Source organism: Paenibacillus sp. RC67, from assembly GCF_030020805.1.
In the GTDB taxonomy this organism is placed as follows: domain Bacteria; phylum Bacillota; class Bacilli; order Paenibacillales; family NBRC-103111; genus Paenibacillus_S.
The window spans coordinates 3956718-3977425 of sequence record NZ_CP125098.1; the positions used below are offsets into that span (position 1 = coordinate 3956718).

Genomic DNA, 20708 nt, shown 5'->3' on the forward strand with positions numbered 1-20708 from the left:
CTATCTTAAGCGCTTACAACACCATCATGAGAAGAAAAATCCTCATGGATTATTTCTTCTTCATATCGCGAGCTTGAAATGCTCCTGGTAGCAGCTGCGCCATTGTCCATTCCTCGCTATTGCCATGTAAATTCGTTAAATAAATAATGGTATCCTGATCGCAAAATTCGGCCAGTACTTGCCGGCAAGCTCCACAAGGGGAAACTGGGCCTTCTGTATCCGCAACAACCGCAATGGCTTCAATCTTAGTATGTCCTTCCGATACTGCCTTAAATACCGCGGTACGCTCCGCGCAATTCGTCAGACCGTAAGATGCATTCTCAATATTGCATCCCCGATATACTTTGCCGCCAGCCAATAAAGCCGCTCCCACTTGGAAATGGGAATAAGGAGAGTAGGCTTGCTTGCGGGCCTCAATGGCTTCTTGAATCAGCTGCTCTTTCATTCCTTGTCCTCCTTAGTATGGAGATTAATAAGAAGCTTCGGATTGTCCGCCTTCCATAATTTTGACACCAGAGCTTGCTCCAATACGGGTAGCTCCCGCTTCGATCATTTTGTTCATATCTTCCAGGCTGCGAACGCCTCCGGATGCCTTCACGCCTACATTAGCTCCAACTGTTCTGCGCATTAAGGCAACATCTTCTGGAGTGGCTCCACCTGTTGAGAAGCCTGTCGATGTTTTTACGAAGTCTGCTCCGGCTTTAACCGCTAGTTCACAAGCACGTGCTTTTTCTTCATCTGTTAAAAGGCAGGTTTCAATAATCACTTTTACCAGTGCTTTGCCTGCTGCCGCGTCGACTACCGCTTTAATATCCTGCTCGACGAATTCATTATTCCCATCTTTCAATGCACCTATATTAATGACCATGTCCACTTCCGTCGCTCCATTAGCAATGGCATCTTTCACTTCGAAAGCCTTTACAGCGGATGTGTTAGCTCCCAGTGGAAACCCGATAACGGTACATACCTTTACTCCAGTTCCGGATAGCTGTTCGGCCGAGTAAGCAACCCAGGTTGGATTAACGCAAACGGATGCGAATTTATATTTCTTCGCTTCTTCTGTTAATTTCGTAATTTCCGCTTGGGTTGCATCCGCCCGAAGTAGTGTGTGGTCAATCATTCCAGCTAGATCCATGCTGAATCACTCCTTTTATTTTGTGTGTAAAACGTCATTTATTAATTTATGTTTAATACTTCATAGGTATCATAGCACGACCTTGAACAAATGTAAAACACAAAATGAAATTATGTTCACGTCAAAATTATAGCATAATAAAGTTACCCAATAATCCGCTTAGATAATCATTCTTGAGCATGAAAAAACCTACCGTCTCCTTACAGTAGGTTCTCAATATCCATATCTTTATTTATCCATCTGTCTTAGTAAAGCTTGCGCGGTATATTGATCTGTTACCAAGATGTTGGCATATTTCCCTGTGAGTGCGGCCCGAATAGCCTCGATTTTTCTTTGTCCACCGGCTACAAGAATGGATTTCTCCTTCTTACGAAGATCAGGAAGATCAATCCCTACTGTCCGATTATTGATTTCATCAACACAAATATTTCCCTGTACATCGAAAAATCTGGAACAAATATCACCGGCACCGGTCCGTTGAAGCCGTTCCTGTTCTTCTTTATTGAAATAGCCCAGCCGAAACAACAGTGCATCTTCCTTGACAGTCCCTACCGTAAAGACAGCAATATTAGCCTGCCGACCCAATTGGATGATTCGTTGAATATGCCTATCCTGTTCTACCATTTCTTTGACAGCAATACTATCAAATATAACCGGGAGCGGTAAATACCTCGCGGCCGTGTGGAAAGCTTCAGCGAACAAGTTTACCGTTTCTGCAGCATACGTATTCACATGAGAGTGGCTGACCCCGCCCTTAAGCTGAACGACCTCCACACCTTTTACTTGTTTGGGCTGCAGCTCGCGTGCTACGGAATACATGGTGGTTCCCCAGGTTACACCGATAATATCGCCGTCCGTCACAGTATCATGGAGGTATTCGGCAGCTTTTTTACTAATATGCTTTTGAATTTCCGCATACTCATTGAGCGGAGAATAACAAACGAATACCGTGTCTAGCATATATTTAATTTTTAGCTCGTGACCCAAAGCGTCCAGATCCTCAAGCGGATCGACAATATCAATTCGAACGTACCCGTGTTCTTTGGCAAATTGAAGCAGTCTGGAAACGGTCGGACGGGAGACTCCGAGCCTTGCCGCGATATCCTGCTGACTATAATCGGATAAGTAATATAGCCTTGCCGCTTCGATACTTAACCTCTGCTTTTCATCGTCCATGACTTTCAACCTACTTGTCTTTTATTTTTCGCCAGCCACTCTTGAATTATTGTTTATTTATAAAAAGCTTCTGCAAGGGTTCTGGTACTTCGCGACTCTTTCGTGATTGGATATCCATGGTTACACTGGTCACGATTGCATCTGCACAGAGCTCTCCGGTTTCATTATACAGCTCCTGCTTCAGAACAAAGCTAGTTCTTCCCATCTTCTCAGGACGTGTTACGATAGAGAGCTTGTCCCCTTGCTTACACTCTTTGCGATAATTGATGTTAATGTTCACGGTTACCGTCTGCACACCTAAGCTGGTAAAAATTTGATAGCTTAATCCGACTGTATCATACCATTCTTCACGTCCCCACTCTAAATACTCCAAGTATTTGGCATTGTTGACATGACCGTTAACGTCAATTTCAGTCGAACGAACTATGATATCGAGTCTTACTTCCATCACCCATTACTCCCTCAACCTTAGTCTAATCTCACTTTAATATCGATATTATCACGGAAAAGGAGCTTATAGCTAATTTGCAGCGAAGTCGTTCAAAAAAAGTAGGAACCCCAGTTTTAAATAAACAGGAGTTCCTCATCCATTTTACAGGCGTTCGCGCTGCTTATTTGATCTGAGATAGTAAATCTTTATTCGCCTGCTCCTCTGCCTTGCTAAGCGCCGTATTCACGTCCGTCGATCCTGTGACGACATCCTTTAGTGCCTGGGTCAAATATTTATCAGGTACTCTATCGAACTGGGTCGGTTTCAGAATCGACTGCGGCTTTGCTTTGCTGATCGCCTCTATATGCTTCCCACTCAAATAATCCAGGCTTGAACCAAAGGCTTTCTTAATCTCCGGGTTGTTCACTACGGGCAATATCCCTTTTTTAGCCAGCATGGTTTGGTATTCCACCGATGAGGATAAATATGAAATGATCTTAAAGGCCAGAGCCGTATGCTTCGTTTGTGACGAAATCGATAGCATGCTGGGCGCGCCACTATGGTTAAATCCGGCTATAGTCGGTGCTTGCACCATATCCCAGTTGAAGCCGCTGCCCGATTTGGCCTCTGCTTCCATTCGCCCCAATTCAAAATGATACGGCAGCATCGCCAGCGTCTTGTCTTTATAAAACTTGTTCAGTGCAGCGGTATAATCCATATACTCCATGCCTTGGGAGCTGAAGCCGGTTTTTAGCAGATCGAACACTTGTTTCATTTCCGGATTGTTAAAGCTGGACTTTTTGTTCGCCACATCTACGAATCCCGCTTTGTAGAGAGCGTATGTAAAGCTATAATTCCCCGGGAAAAATCCGGTGTACATTACGCCGCCATCGTTTTTTGTCAGCTTTTTCCCTAATTCAATCGCCTCTTCATAGCTCATACCGTCCTTAGGGTATGGGACTGCGAACCGGTCGAAAATATCTTTGTTGTAATACAGAACCGATGCATAATTGGAATAAGGAAGAGCAAACAATTCATCCTTCGGACTGAAGCTCTTGATCGTATCGATCAGCGTTGGCTGATAGCTGCTTATATTGGTAGAATCTTTTTTCACCCAATCATTCAGATTCGACACCATGCCGCCGTCCACCTGTAGGGGAAAGCTCCAAGAGGTTGTGAAGAAAATATCTGGAAAAGTGCCGCTAGATGCAATTTCGCTGATATAGGTTCCTTTGCCCGGCTTGATTACTTTGAAGCTAACATTCGGGAATTTATCTCTTATTGGCTTTGCAAACCTTTCGTTAAATACATCCTCGGACATATTCGTCTCATCGTAAAAAATAAGCTCTGTCGGCGTTTGCAAATCGACTTTGATGCCTTCCTCCTGCGGAGAAGAAACGGCTGTACTTTGCGAGCCCTCCTTCACGCATCCCGTTAATAAAACCAGAAATAAAATTATGGTCAGCACAATGAAGCTGCGATGTTTCATTCGATCGCCCTCTCGTAAATTATTGGAATCCGTTAATCGGATGCCGTTCATACCTCACCGCATCCGCTCTTGTCCTGAAGATGATGTCGGAGTCACTCTAGATAATCGGACATCCTCGCTGCCGTCTCCCCCATCATTTAATCAATTCATCATGAGAGTTTCCGTTAAACTTACGCGCATCGGAAAACACTGTCGTATCCTGTTTCAGCAGCGTGTATAATGAAACTGTATCCGGTTACAACCAGATCCAATTCACTCTCAGGATTACTTTTATTTTAATGTGAAGCAAGCGACTAAGAACATATCCAATCAAAGCAATTTCTTAACCTATCTTATCATTATTTCATTTTTGGATACCGTATTTGTTATTATATAGAACACGCTACTTTACGTATCTTATTAGCGGCTTCCTTAGAACGGAGGTTAACGTTTGGACATTATTGCAATCGGACACTCAGTTCATACCAAATCCTTATATACGGATCGGCGCGATGGCTTGAAGCACTATGTCGTACGACTGCAGACGGACGGTTCCTGCAAAGCCGTCGTGAATCGCATCACTCATGTTATACAGCCTGGAGATCTGTTGTTGTGCAAACCGGGTGATTCGTATGAGTTGATCATAGGGGACGACACTAATCCTTTATTTCGGAGCTCTGACTATTATTTATTGATTATGCCGGGGGAAGCTTGGCTAGATGAGTGGTGGACCCACTACCCTACTCCACTACAAGTTCATCTGGGGCTGGATGATGGGTTGATTTCGATGTGGAAATTAGTTCGATATGAGAAAAGACGGATGAAACATGCACATCCTGATATTGTGAACTGCTTGGTACAGGCTTTTTTTCTTCATTTGGGACGTTTGATTACGGAAGGAAGGGGACCTATGCTCCATCAATGGTCCGTCTCTAATCAAATCAGAGATTATATAGAGAAGCGGGCAGCAAGCAAATTGACATTACGCGAAATCTCTTCCCATGTCGGGTTGAGCGTGTCGCGGGCCTCTCAGTTATTCAAGGCGGCTTTTAATCAATCCATTATGGATTATGTCATTGAAATGAGGCTTATTATGGCGAGGGAATATATACTAATCGGCGGGAATACGTTGGAGGAGATCGCTTACTTGTGCGGATTTTCCAATTATATTCATTTCAATCGTTCGTTCCGTTTGCGTTACGGACTATCTCCGAGTCAATATAAGAAGCAGGCGAGGTCTTGACGTTTGGCTAAAAGCAGCGGAACTCCATGGTTTTGGTCACAATTAGGTCCTTTTACGGCAGCTTTCGTTCGAGCCAGGATAACAGGGGGCGAAGCGTCTTCATCATGTTCGAGCTTCCAGTCTCATCCACATAAGGAGAATGAGTACGGAAGTAGTCCGGATGGCTTCCGATCAAAGGGATGTCTACAACTTCTTCAGGAGGATAAGCCCTCATTTTCCAAACCTTTAAATGACCGAACTTGCGTACCCAGCCTCCCCATCGTCCGAACCGGGTAACCGGGTCTCTTTTACCTCCTGTGCCAACAGCGGATAAGAAAAGCACGTGTTCTTTTAAAACCAATGGAATGGGGCATTTGGGTGAGCCGATCTGAACGATAAGCGGCGGCAAATAACCTTCTTTAATTAGCTGTAAGGCAACTTGAACAGCACTAATGCCTCCTCCACTGTGTCCGATTAGCAGTACAATTTGCCCTTTCTTTGCCGCCTCGAAAATAAGCTCCTTGGCTGCTCTTGCGCCGACTGATGTCCATAAACGTTCCTGAATATCCGTCATATCGCGGAAAATCGCTGCTAATTGCTTCATTACCCGTTGCGACCAGTCACCATAAGGATAGATGGACTCCGCCTCCACGATATACCCCCGACTCCGCAGCTGGAAAGACAGCTCCTCACGAAAAGGGTCCATAAACCCCGGCGCCGTTGCAATTCCAGCAAGAGTAAATAGTGCAATCTTGTTGTTCGTAGGCTTCAAATTCCATAGTCCCTCCATCCTTAAGTCATCTGCTGCTGTTTTCTCAGTCTGCAAGATATACGCACATAAGTTCTCATTTGATTGTCATATCATTATAAAGCATTCCAATAGGAGTAGCAATGCAGTCTAGTCAAAATCGGTTCCTTAGGCACCGTATAAACTATCCATACCAAAGAGGAACTGCCATAAAAAGCTAGTTCCAATTTGGCGAATATTTCTGTTCAAATAGTAGGTTTCGGACCAAACGCAAAGGTCTTAATCTGATAGGCTGTGAGCTCCACTTCAATGCTTTCATGTACTCGCTGTGGTTCAGAAATACGATCCCCTATCCCGTTCTCTTCCCAGATGTACAACGGCTCATCAAGTACAGTGGCCAAAGGAAAATGAACGGTCGCCAATGCATGGCTGCCTTCTGCCTCGTAGATCCGCAGTGTCCATGTTCCTTCTCTATAGTACAATCCAGTAAGATGAACCGTCTCGCTTATAACCTTAATTGCGTCTACATTCAACAGCTTCGTCACCGCTGGATATACGGCCGTTACTAATGGTAAAATCAGCTGTTCGCCGCTGCGCCAAGGCTTAAGCTCTGCCAACGGCTTTCCTTCATATGCCTCGATTTCATATCGATAGACATGCGTTTCGCCTTCCTCGTAGGCAAGCTCGGACTCCGTTTTGTAATCAATCGAGACGGACCGTGTCAATGCAAGATACATCGTACCGTCTAGCCTTCCGTTACCTGCAATTCCCACATTGGTTATCAGCACTCCACGGTCCCCCTCTTCCAACGCCGACCAATTCTGCGCCGGATACTCGCCGCTTTCTCTCTTGACGGTACCAAAAGGAATTTCTTGCAGGAGGTGCCCTTCTGAGAGCTCGGTCGGGAATGCTGCGATCAAACGATACTGCCGTCCTCTTCCGGTTAGCTTGGTTCCGAATCCGATTTTGCCAGATTCCTTATATAAAAAGACGGTTGTAACATAATCCACCTGCATCCTCCAAAAACGAATATTTCCTTTGCTCTCAATAATGATTTTGTCGGCATCCTCGTCTTTGATGGCAAGCATCCCTGTTGTACGCAAGGAGCTGCCCAGTCGTTTTTTTACATAAGGCTTCGTATCCTCAGCCATTTGCTGAAACATGTCATCCATAGGTCCGTAATAGGCACCGTTAATGATTGGATCATCATAGAGCCACAAATCTCCGGTATCAGACAACAGCAAGAGTTCATTCCAGCCTTTACCTTCGGGAATCCACTCGTGTCCTGATGCATTGAGTCGGTAAGAAACGATACAACCGTTATTGGCAATTTGAACTCGGCAAAGGCTGTTCTCGAAGGAAATTCCTTCTGGACTTTGCGATATTCTGTGACTAGGCTCTTGCTGCTTGACGACTAATTCCTCATGTCGCTTCCAAATGACCTTGTAGCTCTTGCTAGACAAGCCTTCCAAACGATCGGTGAAACATAGTTCAATTCTCCTTGGCCCTCTTTGGTCTTCAGTAATGACACGAAATTGCATCTCAAGATCGTTGCCATGTTCGTCTAGAACAGTGGCTCCGTTAATATTCGGTAAGCTTGTTTCAAGATGAAACCGTACGACTTCCTTCCTTGTAAAGCATGATGGGTTCATGACCATCAAAACGACATCATGCAGCTCGTTTACCACTAAAGGCGCAGAGGAAGCTGCCATTTCTTTCTTTAAACTAGCCATCACTCGATCCAGACATGCATCGGCTTCTTTGTAACGTCTCATGGAGTCCAGGTAACCTGCATCGACGATAGTTCCGCTGATAATATCGTGGAATTGGTTAAACAGCTGCTGCTGCCATGCATGCTCCAATTCGAGTTCCCTGCGAATGACTTCGGTAGAGGCTTTGCTGAAGCCCCGAATTAGTGAAATCGCCGCATGCCATCTTTCAGCCAGCTGCAGTTTCCCTTCTATCTTGCGATTCCAGAGCTTGATTCCCATCCTTGAACTGTAAATTCCCGGCGTAACTGGATTCAAGTCGGGAGATAACAGCGGCAGCAGCTCAGACCGCTCTTGTATAGAGCTCACATACTGATGAACGGAAGACAAGATGCAGACGGCATTATCTTTATATCTACGATTGTAATCTTCAACTGCGGCTATCGCTTCCTTCTGAGGCTTCGCCATATCGCCGCCATTGGGCAAGAGCAGGTCTCTTGAATCGGAAGATACCGTTTCGAGAAAGCGAATTCGATCCCGAATAGCATCAGCGCCTTTATTCGTATTCAAATTAAGCTCCAGAGCATTGTCTACCGATTGGGAGAACATGATCAATCCATAGCCACCATGCAGTCGATGGGTTAGAAGCTTTGTCCCATCAATGCCTGACCATCTAAAAGGGGTTGGTGCATCCGGGTCCATTCCTCTGCCAAAAACATAGGCATGGTAGCCACAGTGCTGCAAAAGCTGTGGAAGCTGGGGATGATGACCGAAGCTATCCGACACCCAGGCCACATGGACGTCGACCCCTAGATGCTCTTTTACCCAACGCTTTCCCTTAGCCACCTGCCGTATAAATGATTCTCCCGACGGGATATTCATATCCGGCATACAATACATGCCACATGCAACCTCCAGCCTTCTTTCTTGAGCAAACTGATATAGCAGCGACCTCTGCTCAGGAAAACGCTCCCAATATTCCTCTAGCAGAATGGTCTGTTCGATCATAAACGTATAGGTAGGGTTTTCTGTCATAATTCGCAGAGTTTCGTGAATATGGCTAAGCGCAGGCTCCAAATATTGCTCATAGGTTTTTAAATATACGGTATCGTAATGAAAATGCGGAACTAAATGAACGACTCGCTGTGAATCCATAGTCATAGGATGACCTCCGAGGTTGTAGCTTCTTTCATTACATGGTAGTGAAATTGGAGATGATGACGGATACGTTTTCTCCAGTAATCCCATGTATGCGCACCCGCTTCTTCCTCGTAACGATGAGAGATTGCCAAGCCACGTAGTCGATCACACAGCTGGCGGTTGTAATTGATATAAGGATCATCTATTCCACAGTCCCAATAGAGCTTAGGCATTTGTTCTTCCGAAGGTAAAGGCATAGTCAAGGGAGACGCCGCATGTATTCTTGCTTGATCGCCCTGAAATATAGAAGCAAAGCTTGGGCCACCAATCAGCACTTCCAGCTCATGTGCATCAAAGAAACCGCTCAAGCTGCTGACGGAACTGAATTGCTCAGGCCATGTCCAACCAAGCCGAACGGAGGCATAGCCTCCCATCGACAACCCCGCGATCGATCGGCGTGACCTTATTCCGCCCACATCAAATCGTTGTTCCGCATCCAACAGAGCCTCTTCCAGCAAATACCGTTCATAGAGGTGGGGATATCCCTCCGCCCAGTCCAAATATCCTGTCCCGTATGAGAATAGACCGTCTGAAGGCATCAGAACTGCCATATCACCTATGTTCCCGGAGCGGCTTTGCTCTTGTAACGTCTCGAGCAGGTTCCCCTGTTCCGTCCAATCCGTTTCTGATCCATGGACTCCATGCAACAGCACAAGGAGAGGCAGCGGCTTACTCTCATCCGACCGCTTCTCAGGTATTGCTATGCGATAAACCCTTCTTCCATTCAAATGCTTCGAGTAGAATTGAGCTGTATGAATGCGATAACCCGTCATGGATTCAAATCCTCCAGCGTAAAATTCGCATCTTTCATGGAACGGATGACGATTTCATGAGTTACGCAATTGTCGTTCATTTGAAGCACAGAAATAACTGCCAGGGCCACGTCATCAGGTGTTAAATACGTTTGTACCGGAGAAGGCTGCTCTCTTGCCTTATCCCAGAACGACGTATTCACACCTCCTGGGTACACGCCGGTTACTCGTATTCCACATCCCGCAGCCTCCTGCTGAAGCGCCTCCGTAAACCCTCGCACGGCAAATTTCGTACCACAATAAACCGATTCTGTAGGCACTCCCGTCAATCCTGCAGTGGAGACAATGTTCACAATATGACCGGACTGTTTGGGACTCATATGGCGAAGAGCCTGCTGACTTCCAAGCACCGTGCCTTTGAAGTTGACATCCATCATCCAATCGATGTCATCGGTCGTATAGTCCGTAATTCTTTTATGACGGGCTACCCCTGCGTTATTGATCCAAACGTCGATAGGTCCAAGCTGACTTTCAGCGGCATTGGCCAAAAGCGCGATATCCGTCTCTGATCGGACATCGGTTGGAATCCCGATGATTCTATCAGCAGAATCAAGCTGAAATACCGCCTCTTGTAATGCCTTTTCATCCGCGTCGCTAACAGCAACCTTGGCTCCAGCCGCTAGCAGCTGGTGAACTAGAGACAACCCGATGCCTCGAGCTGCCCCCGTTACTACACATACTTTATTTGACAAGTTCATCGGAAGTCACAGCTCCTTTTTGTTGTTGTGTAACACGAATTCGCTGCTTACTCTCGCGTATTTCAGCAAGAAATTGCGGCCACCACTGACTCTGTGCGGATCTGCTATCCAACTTAGCCTTCTCCGCCCAGTTGCGTTCCATTAAAGACTCTCCAAATTGAGTCAGCTTCTCGAGACTTTCAAATTCAGGCACAAGCCATCTTCGTCCAATTTGAGCATGGAGCACCTCATCGGCCCAATCGTAATCCTGGAACGTTTTGGCTAATTCGTTATCCGATTGCTTGGCAATGGCCCATTCAAGCTGCTTTCCCGTTTTGCGAGGCATCAGGCCTTGCTCGATATACCACAAGATCACATGGGCTTCGAGAGGCTTGAAGCAACAATTGAGCGCCATGCTCGTTCTATACTCGATTGGGTATTTATAGAACTCTACTCCGTCCTGATACAACCCTACTTCACCTAACATGGCATGACGGGCCTCATCCCACAGCTGACGACTCAGGTCCTGGTAATACTCCCATGGCTTGCCCTCGGTTTGGTAAATAATCGGTCCCATCCATTCGGGAACGTCCATTTCTCTCAATCGTTTATAGATAAGAGCATATGTTCGTTCGTCCGCAAGGAGACTATCGTCCACATAATACTCATCGATTTTTGCTGCGGCATTATAGGGGTCTATAAATCTGTCGTCTCTACTTGGTTCCAGCTTCATTACGTACCGGCTGCCGTCGGAGCGAGGAGTTTTCTGGGGCGCGTCCTCAGGACGCTTCGATTCACCGGAGATTCCCCCTGCTTCCTGCAGAAAGCTCTCTAAATGCTTCTGCCACTCCGTCGACCGAGCTTCGTCTTCGTCTGTTTGAATCAGAGCTTGGATAGCAGATTCGCCCCAAGCCATCATTTCTTCCTGCTCCGCCGCTATCATTTTCAGAACTCTGCAAGTAGGATGATCCACCAGTGAATTGGTTTCACACAGATGCTTCCTGACGGCTCGAAGCAGCTCCGGCTTAGCAACCCGATATAGTCCGACCACAAGCTCAAGCGTGGATTGAGCGCGTATCAGTTCTTGGAAGAAAGCTTCTAGACGCACATCCGGCACTTTATCTAAATGTAGAGGCGGCTCCCGCATTTCCATAACCCGTTTGCGCAGCGCAGCGCTGTGCTCTGCCTCAAGCCAAATGTGAAGACTGAATGCGCATTTCACTTCCCATTCAGGAACATTAGCAATATGGGCGGCAAAAACCTGGTTCAATTGAGAAACGGCATAGATATACCTTTTCAACAGGTTAACGTTACGATCAATATCGTAACCGAGCGCACAGGCTTCTTCGTAGCTGCATATTCCGGCAAGCGGAATCATTCCTAAATTGTTATTTATTACTCTTTGCATATTAGAATAAAACCTCCTTGAGAGTGCTAATGTACAGAAGAATACGTTATCTTGTTTGTATTATAAGGTCTGCTCTACTTTCAAAGCTTTGTTATCCCTTTTTCATTTTTTGTCAAAACTTATTGTTCTTTTGGACATAGTCTGATATTTTGGACACAGGGAATCAAGGGAGGTTGAGAATGAAGTCATTTCACGAAATCATTATCCGTCATCCGCTGCTGCCTTTTATTCGAGAAACAGGGTATGCAGTACGGGAACCATGGTATTTGCCGGAGCGGCGGCTCCTTGATTATTTGCTTATTTATGTTCAGGAAGGACATTTCATTGTGGAAACGAGCGGAGAAGAGCATCATTTTCATGAAGGAGAATTCTGCCTTATTCAGCCAGACCAACTGCATACGCTGAGAGGCGTAACACGAACTATCACTCCCTTTGCTCATATGGATTTTTTTTACACGGAAGGGCGTGAACAAAGCTTTCCGACACTTCCAGGTCAAACTGACCTAAGCGCATATTCGCAGTTTCTTCAGCCACGCTTAAACGATATTTCGGGCATTCATATTCCTCTGAAATTTCGGCCTTCCCAACCGTCGGCTTTTAAAGAAACCATGCTAAAAATGATTGGATTGTGGGAGCATGGTGACTTGTACAGTCACTTGGAAGCTACACATTTAGCGAGTGAATTAGTGCTATCTCTGCTCAAAGGCCATATGGAAAAGCCAGCTGTCCAATTTCAGAAGCCTCAATCCTTAAACTGGATAACCTCTTATTTTTCGTTTCATTTATCAGAACCGCTTTCTTTGTCAGACATGGCAAAACGTGCTCAGCTCTCTCCGTCCCGTTTCTCCGTTGTGTTTAAAGAGCATTTCGGCGTGTCTCCCCATCAATATTTAATGAGGTTAAGAATTCAACATGCACAAGAGCTGATCAAAAACTCCTCTTTTCCGATCCAGGAAATTGCGGAATATTGCGGTTTTGCCGATATTCATCATTTTTCCAAAGCTTTCAAGAAAATTAGCGGTACATCCCCTGGGGTATATCGGAGAACCGAGTCCATACTTTAAATAACTTTAACCTAAAAAAGAAAACCGCAGCGCATAGGTTATGCGCTTGCGGCTTCCGTTTCTTTCTTGGACAAAATTTCTTTTTTCAAAAACCAGCAGAGGATGAACGCGGCAACTACGAAGATCAACGATATGGTAAACATGTTTTGAAACGCATGAGCAAACACCGTTTTTACCTGTAGCAATAGATCAGGTGAAATTCCTTGCGGGATCCCGCCCGTTTGGATATGCTCAGCCGTACCGGAAGGAAGCTGATCGCTGAGATCGGCTACGCCACTTTTTATGTTACGGGCCAACATGCTGCCGAATACGCTTAACCCTATCGTCGCCCCAAGCGATTGAAACAGCTGAACGGTTGACAAGGCAATGCCGCTGTCTTTGGAATCGACAGATTCTTGAACAATGAGGTTATCTCCGCCGAACAGCGCGCCAAGTCCGACCCCAAGTATAAAGAAGCTAATCACGATGAATAGTATGGTTGTACTGACCTGAATCTGCATCAACAGGAAGAACCCGATGATCGGCAGCAGGAACGATACAATGAACAGATTTCGATAAGCGACTCGCGTAATGAGAAACCCGTTTACGATACTCGACGGTATAGCCCCAGCCATAAAGGCAAGTGTCAAATAGCCCGATGCTGTTGGCGAGAGCCCCATCACATTTTGTGCAAAGAAAGGAAACGACGCTATCCCCCCCATCAAGCCCATCATCAAGATAAACACCAGTGTTGATAGAACGACTACATTTCGATTAGTAAATAGATGAAGAGGAATGATAGGCTCCTTCACTCTTGACTCAATGTAAATTAACAAAATAAAGAAGATGAAGGACAATGCCAACAAACCAATGATAATAGGTGAAGACCAAGAATAGCCTTGATTATCAATCAGTACCGGAGCCAGCAGCAGTGAGAATAAAGCAAGGATCAAGGTCACTGCTCCGCTCCAATCAATAGATCGCTTCTCTTCACCAATCGATTCGCGCATTCCAACGGCCAAGACGGCAGCAGCAAGTACGCCAACGGGAATGTTAATAAGGAATACCCAATGCCAATTCATGTGTCCGACTAAATATCCCCCCACGGTTGGTCCTAACAGTTGCGGAAGAATCATAAGCGGACCGAAGAGACTTTGGATTTTGGCACGCTGCTCTAACGGGTATGTCTCACCGATAATAACCAACGCTAGAGGCATAAGCCCGCCCGCTCCTATTCCTTGAATACCGCGTCCGATCAGAAGCCATGTCATCGAATTCGCAAATCCACTTACGATCGAGCCTGTAATGAATAAGCCCATACAAATCAAGTAAATCCGTTTACGGCCGAATAAATCAGCCAGCTTGCCTAGAATCGGCATGAACATCGTTACTGCAAGCATGTAGATTCCGGCTACCCAACCGTACAGTGATAATCCGTGAAGCTCACGGATTATCGTCGGCATCGCGGTGGAGACGATCGTTTCGTCAAGCTCCGCGAAGATAAGACCGAGTATCAGTCCGGTAAGAACCAATGTTTTGTTGTTTGTTTTTAAAATAGCAAATCACCTCAGATTCATGAATTGCCCTCATACTACGATACAAATATAAACTGAATTTAAACTGGAAAATAGAGGAGGACGCAATTCCGCATGACTGAACACAAACAACCCCTGTTTCTTCCTAAATAAGGATTCAGGAGCGGCAGGGTTTGTTTTATACAACACAGTTATTTATTTAGCAGACAAAATTTCTCAATGATTTCTGCCACGGCATGGTCAAGATGCGACTTACCTAAGTAATCTGCTTTTTCTTTCAATCGGACATGGGCATTATCTACCGCAACGCCTAGTCCCGCTTCACCTATCATTTCCAGATCGTTCAAGTTGTCCCCTATCGCGATCACTTCACGAATATCGATTTGTACAAGATTTGTCAGCATTTTTAGTGCGCTTCCCTTGGATACCCCTCTGGGTAATATTTCTAAATAAGTAGGTTCGGACATGACCAACTCACAATGCTTGCCTGCCAACGGAGATAAAGCCCTCAGCACACCGTCAAAATCTTGATTTTCCTTGATGATCATGATTTTATTGACTGGCGCCTTCAGGAGAACATTCGGGTTCTCCCACCGATGACACGTTACTCTATCCTTGTTCATATAGTCCATAATGACAGGCGTTACATCATCCACCCATAGCTTGCGCTCGGAGTAAACAATGATATCCAACGAATACTCATGCAATAACTGCAAGGATTGCTTCACGGCTTCCGCTGAGAGCAGTGCTTCAAAAAAGCATTGTCCCGTAACCAGGTCTACGATCTTTCCCCCATTATATAAAATGACAGGGAGCTGAATATCCAGCTCCTGCGCATAGGAAAGCGCAGCATCCTCCATACGGCCCGTAGCCAGCGTGAAGAGGCCCCCCTCCTGCTGGAAACAACGGATTCTATCCTTATTGCGATCACTTATCCTTTGCTGATGGTCTACAAGTGTTCCATCAATATCGGTCACAATCATTTTGTACAACGGTTGTAAACGCACTATGCCAACACAATCCTCTCTGGAAGAGACGGTAATTTGACAGATCGCTCCCCACTAGCTTGAATATTTCCATATAAATGGGTTTAATGTGCAGCTGCCGCCGGCAGAACATGGATCTTCTTTTTGTCCAGTTCGAATTGAATCATGCCCTGATGAAATCCATAAATACTTGGGTTGGAGTCATCAACGGTCCACTCCATAGAATCTGCTTCTACTACATAACGAACCATGCTCCCTTGGAAGCTGCTGCTCTTAATAACGCCGTTCTTAACATTGGGTCGCTGCTCATGTCCATTCTCTTGTGCAGCAATGGATATGCATTCAGGTCGAATGACAAGCATCACTGGGTCACCTACTCGAAATGGATGGCTGTCTTTGCTGACCTTAAGCACAGAATCGCTGCATTGTACCAGCAGATCTTGTTCTTCCTGTCCTATCACCCTACCATGTACAAAGTTCGCTGCTCCCACAAAATTCGCCACAAAGGGACTCATTGGTTTGAAATAGATATCCATAGGCGTGCCGCATTGAAGAATGCGTCCTTTATCAAATACAGCAATCTGATCGGAGATAGACAATGCCTCGTCTTGATCATGCGTAACGAAAATGGCGGTAATACCGAGCTTTTGCTGCAAAGCCCTCAGCTCATTCCTTACCTCGATCCTCATTTTGGCGTCTAGATTGCTTAACGGTTCATCCATCAGCAAGATGTTTTGGCCTGTGACTAATGCCCTGGCAAATGCTACCCTTTGCTGCTGACCACCGCTCATTTCTTTGGGAAATCTGCGTTCCATGCCTTGCAGACCGAACATGTCCAGCATAGAGGCCACTCTGGCTTCTGTTTCTTGTTTCGGTATCTTTTTCAGCTTTAGGCCGTAGGCAATATTCTCATACACTGTCATATGTGGGAACAATGCATAATCCTGAAAAACCAAGGGAGTATTTCTTTTATAAACCGGAATGCCGTTCACTTTGGTTCCTTCAATATAAATATTACCGGAATCCGGCTCGTTGAAGCCTGCGATAAGACGCATCAAAGTCGTTTTGCCGCATCCGCTTGGACCGAGAAGCGTCGTGAAGCTTCCCTTGGGAATATCCAATGATATATTATCGATGGCTTTAAAATGGCCGAACGTTTTCGTCAAATGCTCGATTTGGATCATCGGTTCCATAGCGTCTATTCTGACCCTCCTTCATCGGTTATGGATTTATTCTGACCTTCAACAAGATTCTGGCTGCTGCCAGAACGATAAAGGCGATGCTGATTAGCACAGCCGTAAAAGCAGCGGCGTTCCCCCATGCCCCATTCTGAACCAAGCCCAGAATAGAGATCGTGCCGACGGAGGTTTTAGCCGAATAAATGAAGATGATCACACTTAAACAAGTGACGGATCTTAAAAACGAAACGACGAGAGCGGACATAAACGGCCCTCTGAGGAGCGGCAGCAGGATACGGCGAAATGTAGTGAAGCTGCCTGCCCCTAAGTTAAGGGAGGCCTCCTCTAATGAATGGCCGATCTGCTGCAAGCCTGCGAGACAAGCACTGTAGCAGGTCGGTAAGTTCCAGAACATTAACGCCAGCACCATAATGGCTGAAGTTCCGGTCAATTCCATTGGTTTCTCATTAAAGGCCATAGCGAAGCCAAGTCCAAGGAATACACCGGGAACAGCTCCAGGCAGAATAGCTAGAAAATCGATCAGCTTGTTGATTCCCACTTGCTTCCTTTTGACTATATAAGCCAGCAGCATAGCTAGAAAAGCGGCTGCAATGGATGAGATCATCGCATAGGTCAAGCTGTTCGTCATTTCCCGTTTCTTGTCGAACACATAGCTGAAGTTTTTCAGGGTGAAACTCCAGTCATAGCCCCAGGTCTTCGTAAAAGCTCCATAAAATAAGACTCCATACACTGCAAGCACGATGATGGTCACGATCCCACAGAACGCGAACAAGCCCCATTTCACATAGAAAGGCACTGGATAAGGGGCAAGAGACGACTCTTTGCCAGTAATCGTTACGTAAGACCGGTCCCCCACCCACCTACGATTCAGCACAAACAGGATAAGCGCTGGTACGAGCAAAGCTGTAGAGAGCATCGCTGCCGAGGATAAGTTAAACAACCCCGACATTTGCATATATGCCTCGGTCGGCAGCATAGCATAATTGCCGGCAATGATCATGGGATTCCCGAAGTCTGCCAGCACATTCATAGCCGTAATCAGAGCTCCCCCTGCTATACCAGGTCTGCTAAGCGGGAGCACGATATCTTTAAAGACCTGCCAACGAGTCGCACCCAAGTTGTAGGCCGCATATTCCAATTGAATCGAACTCGATTTAAGCACACCAAATATGACCGCATACGCGTATGGAAAAAAGGTAATCGTCTGCACCAGCCACAGCCCATGCCAGCCGTATACGTCAATGCTCATATGTAAAATGTACTTGGAGACAAGTCCTTGTCTCCCAAACAGCAGGATATAGGACAAAGCAATAATAAAAGGCGGAGAAACGATGGGCAGAATGGTGATGAACTTGAACAGCCCTTTGAACGGAACTTGAAGACGGCTAATCGTGTAGGCAAATATAAAAGCAATCACGGTGCAAGACAACGTTGAAATCAATGTCAGGAATAGGCTGTGCCATGCGGCAGCGAGCCATCTTGAGTTCGTGAATATCTCCTTGTAGTCAGACAAATTAGGAAAACTGATCACCTTATAAACCGGCCATAGGACGAAGTACATTGTAATCAGAATCACTATGGCAATAACGGCAGCTAGCAGCGGTTCCTTCTTCAATCTTCGGATCTCTGCCCATACTTCTTTATGATTGGTTGCAATCATGACGTCACTCCTCATGGTCACTCGAAAAGTGAATGAAACGGGAAATGCCTCCCATCTCCCGTTTCATCCATCTCCTTGCTGCTTACTGTCAATACTAAGTGCTTATTTGCCGATCATATCCGTGAATTTCTTCACGACATCCGGCTTCATTTGTGCAGCTTTGTCCCGGTCATAATTAACCAGCTTGACATCCTCGATTTTGATCATACCATCTGGAGGAGCTACATCCTTGCGGACGGAGTAACGGTTAGACATCTTGGTATTCATTTCTCCAACCGGCTTCGTCAAGAGCCAATCTTCGAACTTCTTGGCATTTTCGGTATTGGCTCCGCCTTTAATAACGCCGACGCCTCCAATTTCAAATGCCGTTTGCTCCGGAACGATAACTTTGATGGGATATCCTTGTTTGGCCGATTTAACGATATCATGGGCCCAGGACATTCCTGCCACGAATTCGCCGGTCGCTGTAAGATTGATGCCATCCCCCGCTGCCGGTGTGTAATGGTGAACATTCGTGTTCAGCTTTTGCAAATATTCCCATCCTTTTTGCTCACCCAACCGGAAGAGCTGATCTGCTGCGAAAATATAACCGCCTCCTGCTGTCGCTGGGTTGGAAGTGATAAACATGCCTTTGTAAGCAGGATCGAGCAAATCATCCCAAGTCTTAGGCTCTTTAATGCCTTTGGGCTCCAGCTCCTTCTTGAACCGTTCCGTATTCAGTACGATGCCGAGCACGCCCATATACCAGCCTTGCCAATACCCCTTCGGATCATTAAACTGGCTATCGATGTCCTTGGCATTAGGCGATGTGTATTTCTCCAGCAGGCCTTGTTGAGCCAGAGGTTCATAGAACTCCACCGATCCACCGACGAAGACATCTGCCTTGGGTGACGCTTTTTCAGCTTGAATTCTTGTGCTGGCCTCACCGGCACCGCTTAAACGCAAATATTCAATCTCGATGCCCGTGTCCTCTTTGAATTTTTTTTGGATTTGAACAATGTCATCCTCGTTAAGCGCCGCATACACAACCAATTTGCCGGAGCCTTTGGGAGGTGAGCTTGGCTGTGTGCTCGTTGTCGACGCCGGTGCCGCACCTGCGTTGCTCGAGGCTGCCTGATTCCCCTTGCTGCTTCCACATGCCGTTAACAAGATGGTGCAAACTAACATAGCTGCTGTTGCCAGACTAACCGCTTTGTTACTTCCTCTTCTAGACATCGTTTCATCCTCCATTTGATTATCAATCTGAGATTGGTTTACAGGTTCTGCGGACAATCAATTTTGCTTCGATCAACGCGGAGACAGCTTCTGTTCCTTTTTCTGCGATCATTTGCAGCAGCAGCTCCACTGCTTTTCGGCCCATTTCTTGACGTGGCTGTGCCATCGTGGTCAACTGTACCCAGTGCAGATTGGCATATTCCAGATCGTCAAATCCGATAACTGACAACTGATCAGGGACACTAATGTTATGTATGGCCAGCCATTCGAGCGCTCCGATTCCTAACAGGTCGTTAGCTGAGAACACAGCAGTCAAAGATGGATTTTGAGCATACAGCTTGCCCATGGCTTCCCTGCCCGCTTCTATGGTCCTTCCTCCTGCTACAAGGTTGTTCTCATCCAGAAGACCACAGCTGCTCATCACATCACGATAGCCACGATGCCTTTCATTCCCTGTATGTGAGGTCTGCGGCATTCCGATGAAGCCGATGTTCTTATGCCCCAAAGAGAGTAAGTATCTTACGGCTATTGTCGCTGCATCATAATGATTGACATCGACGAACGGAATGGGTAATCCAGCAGGTGTTTTCCGTCTCAGGAAGACAACCGGCTTCTCCAGCTTGGATAGCATATCCACCAATTCGTCATCCAGGCCATCCGGAGTAATAATCAATCCATCGAACTGCCTCTCAATTGCGTTAGAAATGAACTGCTTTTCTTTGACCGGATTTCGTGACGTATTCCCATAGACCACCTGATAGCCATGCCCTGCCAAAGAGTCCTCTACGGCGTTGGCGATATCAGAGAAAAAAGGGTCCGAGATTTCGGGAATCATCAGTCCGATTGTGAACGTTTTTTTCTGAATTAATCCTTTGGCAATTGCGTTTGGCCGGTAATTTAGGGTTTTGATCGCCTCCAAAATATGCAGTTTCGTCTCTTGACTCACGTCGGGATGATTGTTTATTGCTCTAGACACCGTTGATACAGATACTCCTAAATGCTTTGCTACATCTTTAATATTGGCCACAATCACACCTCCGTCACATTCGCTCCGGTAACGTTTCCGGTATCGTTTGCAACCCTAT

The 20708-nt window shown here is 46.1% G+C and carries 18 protein-coding genes; 2 read left to right on the forward strand and 16 right to left on the reverse strand.

Translation table 11 applies throughout. The annotated features are described in order from the left end of the window. Positions 1–49: 49 nt before the first annotated feature. The 5 genes from QMA13_RS18130 to QMA13_RS18150 form a co-directional block, all read right to left on the reverse strand. Complete coding sequence (locus QMA13_RS18130) at positions 50–445, reverse strand: cytidine deaminase (RefSeq protein ID WP_282943143.1); 396 nt, start codon at positions 443–445, stop codon at positions 50–52. 24 nt (positions 446–469) lie between these two features. Further along, entirely contained in the window at positions 470–1135 is a 666-nt protein-coding gene (gene deoC / locus QMA13_RS18135) for a deoxyribose-phosphate aldolase (protein ID WP_282943145.1), read from the reverse strand. Between the two features lie 228 nt (positions 1136–1363). Next, a complete protein-coding gene (locus tag QMA13_RS18140) occupies positions 1364–2311 on the reverse strand; it encodes a DNA-binding transcriptional repressor DeoR (protein WP_282943436.1) in 948 nt (315 codons plus the stop codon). Positions 2312–2357: 46 nt separating this feature from the next. Continuing rightward, positions 2358–2759, reverse strand: a complete 402-nt coding sequence (locus tag QMA13_RS18145) for an acyl-CoA thioesterase (protein ID WP_282943147.1) — start codon at positions 2757–2759, stop codon at positions 2358–2360. Positions 2760–2922: 163 nt separating this feature from the next. Further along, entirely contained in the window at positions 2923–4281 is a 1359-nt protein-coding gene (locus QMA13_RS18150) for an ABC transporter substrate-binding protein (protein WP_282943149.1), read from the reverse strand. A gap of 379 nt (positions 4282–4660) precedes the next feature. Between QMA13_RS18150 and QMA13_RS18155 the strand changes: the two genes are divergently transcribed. After that, entirely contained in the window at positions 4661–5452 is a 792-nt protein-coding gene (locus tag QMA13_RS18155) for an AraC family transcriptional regulator (protein WP_282943151.1), read from the forward strand. A gap of 52 nt (positions 5453–5504) precedes the next feature. Here the strand turns inward: QMA13_RS18155 and QMA13_RS18160 are convergent, their stop codons facing one another. From QMA13_RS18160 to QMA13_RS18180, 5 genes are all read right to left on the reverse strand, one after another. Further along, a complete protein-coding gene (locus tag QMA13_RS18160; protein WP_282943152.1) occupies positions 5505–6257 on the reverse strand; it encodes a polysaccharide deacetylase family protein in 753 nt (250 codons plus the stop codon). A gap of 167 nt (positions 6258–6424) precedes the next feature. Further along, positions 6425–9049, reverse strand: a complete 2625-nt coding sequence (locus QMA13_RS18165) for a glycoside hydrolase family 38 N-terminal domain-containing protein (RefSeq protein ID WP_282943153.1) — start codon at positions 9047–9049, stop codon at positions 6425–6427. Continuing rightward, complete coding sequence (locus QMA13_RS18170) at positions 9046–9861, reverse strand: alpha/beta hydrolase (protein WP_282943155.1); 816 nt, start codon at positions 9859–9861, stop codon at positions 9046–9048. Before QMA13_RS18170 ends, QMA13_RS18165 begins: the two co-directional genes overlap by 4 nt. Beyond that, on the reverse strand, positions 9858–10598 hold the full coding sequence (locus QMA13_RS18175; RefSeq protein ID WP_282943157.1) for an SDR family oxidoreductase: 741 nt from the start codon (positions 10596–10598) through the stop codon (positions 9858–9860). Before QMA13_RS18175 ends, QMA13_RS18170 begins: the two co-directional genes overlap by 4 nt. Continuing rightward, positions 10582–11985 carry a hypothetical protein gene (locus tag QMA13_RS18180; protein ID WP_282943158.1) on the reverse strand — a complete coding sequence of 468 codons (1404 nt, stop codon included), beginning with the start codon at positions 11983–11985 and terminating at the stop codon, positions 10582–10584. The genes QMA13_RS18175 and QMA13_RS18180 overlap by 17 nt, the downstream gene beginning before the upstream one ends. A 179-nt stretch (positions 11986–12164) precedes the next feature. Between QMA13_RS18180 and QMA13_RS18185 the strand changes: the two genes are divergently transcribed. Next, positions 12165–13049, forward strand: coding sequence for an AraC family transcriptional regulator (locus tag QMA13_RS18185; protein WP_282943160.1), 885 nt, complete (start codon positions 12165–12167; stop codon positions 13047–13049). A gap of 38 nt (positions 13050–13087) precedes the next feature. On the opposite strand, the gene QMA13_RS18190 is transcribed toward QMA13_RS18185, so the two are convergent. The 6 genes from QMA13_RS18190 to QMA13_RS18215 all read right to left on the reverse strand — a co-directional run bounded on the left by QMA13_RS18190 (position 13088) and on the right by QMA13_RS18215 (position 20650). Then, a complete protein-coding gene (locus QMA13_RS18190) occupies positions 13088–14560 on the reverse strand; it encodes an MDR family MFS transporter (protein WP_282943161.1) in 1473 nt (490 codons plus the stop codon). Positions 14561–14754: 194 nt separating this feature from the next. After that, on the reverse strand, positions 14755–15546 hold the full coding sequence (locus QMA13_RS18195) for an HAD family hydrolase (protein WP_282943437.1): 792 nt from the start codon (positions 15544–15546) through the stop codon (positions 14755–14757). A 107-nt stretch (positions 15547–15653) separates the two neighbouring features. Then, positions 15654–16742 (reverse strand): ABC transporter ATP-binding protein, encoded by a 1089-nt coding sequence (locus QMA13_RS18200; RefSeq protein WP_282943163.1) that lies wholly within the window; start codon positions 16740–16742, stop codon positions 15654–15656. Between the two features lie 28 nt (positions 16743–16770). Beyond that, positions 16771–18408: an ABC transporter permease gene (locus QMA13_RS18205; RefSeq protein ID WP_282943165.1), complete on the reverse strand. Its 1638-nt coding sequence runs from the start codon at positions 18406–18408 to the stop codon at positions 16771–16773. A 102-nt stretch (positions 18409–18510) separates the two neighbouring features. Further along, a complete protein-coding gene (locus tag QMA13_RS18210; protein ID WP_282943167.1) occupies positions 18511–19623 on the reverse strand; it encodes an ABC transporter substrate-binding protein in 1113 nt (370 codons plus the stop codon). Positions 19624–19645: 22 nt separating this feature from the next. Further along, complete coding sequence (locus tag QMA13_RS18215; RefSeq protein WP_282943169.1) at positions 19646–20650, reverse strand: LacI family DNA-binding transcriptional regulator; 1005 nt, start codon at positions 20648–20650, stop codon at positions 19646–19648. Positions 20651–20708: the final 58 nt, after the last annotated feature.